Origin of the sequence: Streptosporangium sp. NPDC006013 (assembly GCF_040614275.1) — a bacterium.
In the GTDB taxonomy this organism is placed as follows: domain Bacteria; phylum Actinomycetota; class Actinomycetes; order Streptosporangiales; family Streptosporangiaceae; genus Streptosporangium.
In genome coordinates, this window is the sequence record NZ_JBEXUE010000557.1 from 1 (window position 1) to 6,040 (window position 6,040).

At 68.1% G+C, this 6,040-nt stretch carries 6 protein-coding genes; 5 read left to right on the forward strand and 1 reads right to left on the reverse strand.

The window, feature by feature from the left end; all coding sequences use genetic code 11:
• The 4 genes from ABZ260_RS44790 to ABZ260_RS44805 form a co-directional block, all read left to right on the forward strand.
• On the forward strand, positions 1-582 hold a 582-nt coding region (locus ABZ260_RS44790), incomplete at its 5' end, for an HAD-IC family P-type ATPase (protein WP_355630262.1).
• The gene (locus ABZ260_RS44795; RefSeq protein ID WP_355630265.1) at positions 583-1,443 is read left to right on the forward strand and encodes a potassium-transporting ATPase subunit C; all 861 of its coding nucleotides are present in this window, start codon (positions 583-585) and stop codon (positions 1,441-1,443) included. It begins immediately after the preceding gene.
• Between the two features lie 8 nt (positions 1,444-1,451).
• On the forward strand, positions 1,452-3,989 hold the full coding sequence (locus ABZ260_RS44800; RefSeq protein ID WP_355630268.1) for a sensor histidine kinase KdpD: 2,538 nt from the start codon (positions 1,452-1,454) through the stop codon (positions 3,987-3,989).
• Positions 3,986-4,654: a response regulator gene (locus ABZ260_RS44805; RefSeq protein ID WP_350966379.1), complete on the forward strand. Its 669-nt coding sequence runs from the start codon at positions 3,986-3,988 to the stop codon at positions 4,652-4,654. Before ABZ260_RS44800 ends, ABZ260_RS44805 begins: the two co-directional genes overlap by 4 nt.
• 260 nt (positions 4,655-4,914) lie before the next feature.
• On the opposite strand, the gene ABZ260_RS44810 is transcribed toward ABZ260_RS44805, so the two are convergent.
• Positions 4,915-5,163 (reverse strand): SAV_915 family protein, encoded by a 249-nt coding sequence (locus tag ABZ260_RS44810; protein ID WP_350966380.1) that lies wholly within the window; start codon positions 5,161-5,163, stop codon positions 4,915-4,917.
• 572 nt (positions 5,164-5,735) lie between these two features.
• Between ABZ260_RS44810 and ABZ260_RS44815 the strand changes: the two genes are divergently transcribed.
• Positions 5,736-6,040: DeoR family transcriptional regulator (locus ABZ260_RS44815; RefSeq protein ID WP_355569144.1), on the forward strand; the 305-nt coding region annotated here is incomplete at its 3' end.

Consider the following 6,040-nt stretch of genomic DNA (forward strand, 5'->3'; position numbering starts at 1 on the left):
CTGGCCGAGGCGACTCCCGAGGACAAGCTCGCGCTGATCAGGTCGGAGCAGGAGGGCGGCCGGCTGGTCGCGATGACCGGTGACGGCACCAACGACGCGCCCGCGCTCGCGCAGGCCGACGTCGGGGTGGCGATGAACACCGGCACGTCGGCCGCCAAGGAGGCCGGCAACATGGTCGACCTCGACTCCAACCCGACCAAGCTCATCGAGATCGTCGAGATCGGCAAGCAGCTGCTCATCACCCGCGGCGCGCTGACCACGTTCTCGATCGCCAACGACATCGCCAAGTACTTCGCGATCATTCCCGCGATGTTCGCGGCGGTCTATCCCGGCCTGGACGCGCTGAACATCATGCGTCTGGCCAGCCCGCAGTCGGCGATCCTGTCCGCGGTCGTCTTCAACGCCCTGGTGATCATCGCGCTGATCCCGCTGGCGCTCAGAGGTGTTCGCTACCGCCCTTCGAGCGCGTCGAAGCTGCTCAGCCGCAACCTCTACGTCTACGGACTGGGCGGCATCATCGCCCCGTTCATCGGTATCAAGATCATCGACCTGCTCATCCAGTTCCTTCCGGGGATGTCATAAATGGAACGCCTACCTAGCTGGATCCGCCAGCACCTCGCGGCCATCAGGGCGGTCGCCGTCCTCACGGTGCTCCTTGGCGTGATCTACCCGCTGGTCACCACCGGCGTGGCCCAGGCCCTGTTCAACGGCAATGCCAACGGCTCGATCGTCCAGCAGGACGGCAAGGACGTGGGCAGCGCCATCATCGGCCAGAACTTCACCGACAAGGACGGCAACCCCGTCAGGACCTACTTCCAGAGCCGCCCGTCGGCCGCGGGTGACGGGTACGACATGCAGTCGACGGCCGCCAGCAACCTGGGACCCGAGGATGTCCTGGACGTCCTTCCCGTCCCCGGCGCGAAGGACGACGAGGGCAACCCGGACGAGGGCAGGCAGAGCCTGCTCACCCAGGTCTGCGCCCGCTCCAAGGCGGTCGGTGAGCTGGAGGGCGTCAGCGGCGCCAGGCCGTACTGCACCGGTGACGGTGTGGGCGCGGTGCTGAAGGTCTTCTCCGACCGTGCGGTCAGCGTCAACCAGGCCTGCCCCGATACCCCCTTCATCGCCGAGTACAAGGGTCTGAAGGTGGAGTGCGGCAAGCCGGGTGAGGATTACGCCGCTGGAAAGACCGTCCCGATCCGTGGCGGCGTGACGAAGGCCGAGGTGCCTGCCGATGCCGTCACGGCCAGCGCCTCGGGCCTCGACCCGCACATCTCGGTGGCCTACGCCGACCTGCAGGCCCCGCGAGTGGCCAAGGAGCGCAAAACGGACCTCGCCAGGGTCAAGGCGCTCATCCAGGAGCACACCACCGGGCGCGCCCTCGGTTTCATGGGCGAGCCCGCGGTCAACGTGCTCGAACTCAACCTGGCCCTCGACAAGGAGTAGTGATCGCGGTGCCACGCGGGCGGCTACGGGTCTACCTCGGGGCGGCTCCCGGAGTCGGTAAGACCTTCGCGATGCTCAACGAGGGACGCAGGGCGCTGGAGCGTGGCAGGGACGTGGTCGTGGGTTTCGTCGAGACCCACGACCGCCCCCACACCGCCGAGCTGCTTGACGGCCTGGAGGTCCTCCCGCGCAGGACGCTGGCCTACCGGGGGAGCCACTTCACCGAGCTGGACGTCGATGCCGTCATCGAGCGGGCGCCGAAGGTGGCGCTGATCGACGAGCTGGCGCACACCAACATCCCAGGCTCGCGCAATACCAAGCGCTGGCAGGAGATCGAGGAGATCCTCGACGCCGGCATCGACGTCGTCTCCACCGTCAACATCCAGCACCTGGAGTCGGTCAACGACGTCGTCCAGCAGATCACCGGCATTCCGCAGCGGGAGACCATACCGGATGAGGTGGTACGGCGGGCCGACCAGGTCGAGCTGGTCGACATGTCGCCCGAGGCGCTGCGCAGGCGGATGGCGCACGGCAACATCTACGCACCGGAGAAGGTGGACGCCGCGCTGTCCAACTACTTCAGGATCGGCAACCTGACCGCGCTGCGCGAACTCGCCCTGCTCTGGGTCGCGGGAAAAGTCGACGACCAGCTCGACCGCTACCGGGCCGAGCACGGCATCGCCAAAACCTGGGAGGCACGCGAGCGGGTGGTGGTCGCGCTCACCGGCGGCCCGGAAGGCGACACCCTGGTACGGCGCGCAGCCCGCATTGCGGTGCGCAGTATGGGCGCCGACCTGCTGGCCGTCCACGTCACCAGGGCGGACGGCCTGACCGGCGGCGATCCGGCCAGCCTGGCCCGCCAGCGCACCCTCGTGGAGGACATGGGCGGCACCTACCACCAGGTGGTCGGCGACGACATCCCGCGCGCGCTGCTCGACTTCGCCGGTGGGGTGAACGCCACCCAGCTCGTGCTCGGCGCGTCCAGGCGGGGCAGGTTCGCCCAGATCCTGTCCCGTGGCGTCGGGGTGGAGACGACCGCGTTGTCGGGTTCGATCGACGTCCACATGATCACCCACGCGCAGGTCAAGAAGGGCCGCCGCCACGCGAGCTCGCGAGCCGCGCTGACCCGCAAGCGCAGGGTCATCGGCTGGGCGATGGCGGTGCTCGGCATGCCCGCGCTGACCGCGGTTCTGCTCCCGTTCAGGGACGATTCGGCGCTGCCGAGCGAGATCCTGCTCTTCCTGCTGATGGTCGTCGGCGTCTCCCTGGTGGGCGGCATGTGGCCGGCGGTGACGGCGGCCATCGGTGGATTCCTGCTGCTGAACTACTACTTCACGCCGCCGGTCGACCAGTTCACGGTCTACGACCCGGAGAACCTGCTCGCGCTCGTCGTCTATGTGCTGGTCGCGATCATGGTGAGCCTGGTGGTCGACGTGGCGGCCCGCCGTACCAGAGAGGCGGCCAGGGCCACTGCGGACGCCGAGGTCCTGTCGACGCTCGCCGGCCACGTCCTGCGTGGTGAGGCCGCCCTGCCGTCGCTGCTCGCCCGGGTCAAGGAGACGTTCGGGCTCGTGTCCGCCACGCTTCTGGAGCGGACGGGACCGCCGACCCCCGACGATCAGTCGGAGCCGGAGGCGTGGCGGATCGTGGCCACCTCCGGGGGCGAGCCGTGCACCAGCCCCGGAATCGCCGACACCGATGTGGCGATCGACGAGAACCTGGTGCTCGCGGTGCGCGGGGGACTGCTCGACGCCTCCGACCGCAGGGTGCTCGAGGCGTTCGCCGCGGAGACCGCCGTCGCGCTGCGTCAGCAGCGGCTGGAGGAGGAAGCCGAGCGGGCCAGGCCGCTGGCCGAGGCCGACAAGATGCGCACCGCGCTGCTCGCCGCCGTCAGCCACGACCTGCGCACCCCGCTGGCCTCGGCCAGAGCCGCCGTGGAGAGCCTGCGCAACACCGAGATCGACTGGTCCGCGGAGGACCGGGAGGAGCTGCTCGCCACGGCGGACGAGTCGCTGGTCAAGCTGAATCGCCTGGTGGACAACCTGCTCGACATGAGCAGGCTGCAGGCGGGCGTGCTCGGGCTCGCCCTCCAGCCGGTCGCCCTGGAGGAGGTCGTGCCCAGGGCGATGGACGACCTGGGCCCGCTCCGGGATCGCGTCAGGGGGGACATCTCCGTCGAGCTGCCTGAGGTGGTCGCCGACCCCGCCCTGCTGGAGGGGGTGTTGGTGAACCTGATGTCCAATGCCGTCCGCTACAGCCCGCCAGGCGAGCGGGTGCTGGTCACCGGCAGCTGGTACGGCGACCACGTGGAGATCCGGGTGATCGACCGCGGTCCGGGGATTCCGCCGGAAGCACATGACCAGGTCTTCAAGCCGTTCCAGCGGCTCGGCGATCGTGACAACCAATCGGGGGTCGGCCTCGGTCTCGCGCTCTCCAGGGGGCTCACCGAGGCGATGGGCGGCTCTCTCGTGCCGGAAGAGACACCAGGGGGAGGTCTCACCATGATCTTGACGCTGCCCATCTCATCCAGAGCCGTGATCGCATGACACGCATTCTCGTCGTCGACGACGAACCGCAGATCCTGCGGGCGCTTCGCATCAACCTGATCGCCCGCCACTACGAGGTGGCGGTGGCCACCGACGGGGGCGCGGCCCTGCGCCAGGCGGCCGACTGGCATCCCGACCTGGTGGTGCTCGACCTCGGGCTGCCCGACCTCGACGGCGTCGACGTCATTCACGGGCTGCGCGGCTGGACCTCGATGCCGATCATCGTGCTGTCCGGCAGGGCGGGCAACCAGGACAAGGTCGACGCCCTCGACGCCGGTGCCGACGACTACGTCACCAAGCCGTTCGGCATCGACGAGCTGCTGGCCAGGATCCGCGCGGTGTCGCGCCGCACGTCCGCGCAGGAGGCGGAGCTGGCCAGCATCACGATCGGCGACCACGTGGTGGACCTGACCAACAAGACGATCTCCGGCGGGGCACGGCTGACGCCGACCGAATGGCACATCCTGGAGATCCTGCTACACAACCCGGGCAAGCTCGTCAGCCAGCGGCAGCTGCTGACCGAGGTATGGGGGGTCAAGTACGTCAAGGAGACCCACTATCTACGGCAGTACATGGCCCAGCTGCGGCGCAAACTCGAACGCGACGCCGGGCATCCAGCCCACCTGATCACCGAGCCCGGTATGGGGTATCGCTTCAAGGCCTGAACGGCTTCAGGCCGCTCACCGGTTTGGAACCGCTCACAGCGCTCCGGGATCCCTGACCGGCAACGACGAAACGCGGGCAGCCGAATGACTGCCCGCGCTTCTCGCATTCGATCAGAGGCCGACTTCCCCGCGCGTCAGGCCGGCGAGCTCCGGCGAGCCCCGCGCCGGCACCCGGGCCGCGGCACCGCCCGCCGCGCGTCGCGATCGACAGGCCGAACCGCTGGTCCTCGCTCCCCGTGCGATCGCCTCGATGACGCGCATCATGCGGTCTTGGCGGAGTGCCGGGCCATCGTCCCTGCGGGGTCGATCACGATGCCGATGGTGTCCAGTTCCTTGAGCATGCTCCTGAGCGCGGGCTCGCTGAGCCGTACCCAGTGCTGATCGGAGCCGAGCACCTTGGCCAGGCGCATCGGTGAGGTGAAGGCGACCGCCGTCCGCTTCCCCGCAGCAGTCCTGAACAGGCGCAGCGACGTGCTGAACGCGCCTTGACGGACCGGGACGTACAACATGCTTCCTCCTGGTGAGAACTCGTACACCAGCGACGCTAGAGCCGAGCGGGGAGCATGAGCGCGATCGCTACGGGATCAAGACGGCAATCGCGGAAGTACTTACGACGCGTTGACGTGGTGTGGCTCCGACCAGCAGATATCACCGAAGCGGCAGGAGGTGAATGCGTCAGAGGTTGTCGGCTCCCACCGTCAACGACGTTCTCTGGAGGGTGGCGATGATCGGCAGGCAATTCGTGGTGGCGCGGCGATGAGCCGGGAAAACGTGGTGGGTCTTCCGGTTCGGCCGGTTCTGTGCGGTGCACCTCGACCGTGGGCATACCGCTGACGGTTCGCGACCCCGCGCCCGGATGCGCACCGTCTCACCTGTGACACGGACGAACTTCACGGACGAAGCGCGGGAACGCGAGGGCGAGCAGTTCTTCGACAGACGCCCAGCATGATCATGAGCCGGTGTGTGGAGGTCACAGGTTCATGAAACTCACGACAGAGCGGTTCTCATTGACCCTTGACATGCAACATACTCGGGTATAAAGACATATAAAACAACATTGAAACGGCGGTGAACCAACAGGATGTACGCCGAGGAACGGCAGCAGGAGATCCTGTGTGAGGCCCGGGCCGCCGGGCGGGTCGACGTGGTGACCCTGGCGGAACGGTTCGGCGTCACGACTGAAACGATCCGCCGGGACCTGACAGCGTTGGAGCGTTCGGGTGTGCTGCGGCGCGTGCACGGCGGGGCGATCCCGGTCGAGCGCCTCGGTTTCGAGCCGGCCCTCGCGACGCGCGATGAGGTGATGACGGCGGAGAAGGAGCGTATCGCCAAGGCGGCGCTGGCCGAGTTGCCGCAGGACGGGGCGATCATCATTGACGCGGGCAC

Coding starts and splice junctions, on each gene's coding strand:
- ABZ260_RS44795 (WP_355630265.1), top strand. CDS start 583: ATGGAACGCCTACCTAGCTGGATCCGCCAGCACCTCGCGGCCATCAGG.
- ABZ260_RS44805 (WP_350966379.1), top strand. CDS start 3,986: ATGACACGCATTCTCGTCGTCGACGACGAACCGCAGATCCTGCGGGCG.
- ABZ260_RS44810 (WP_350966380.1), bottom strand. CDS start 5,163: ATGTTGTACGTCCCGGTCCGTCAAGGCGCGTTCAGCACGTCGCTGCGC.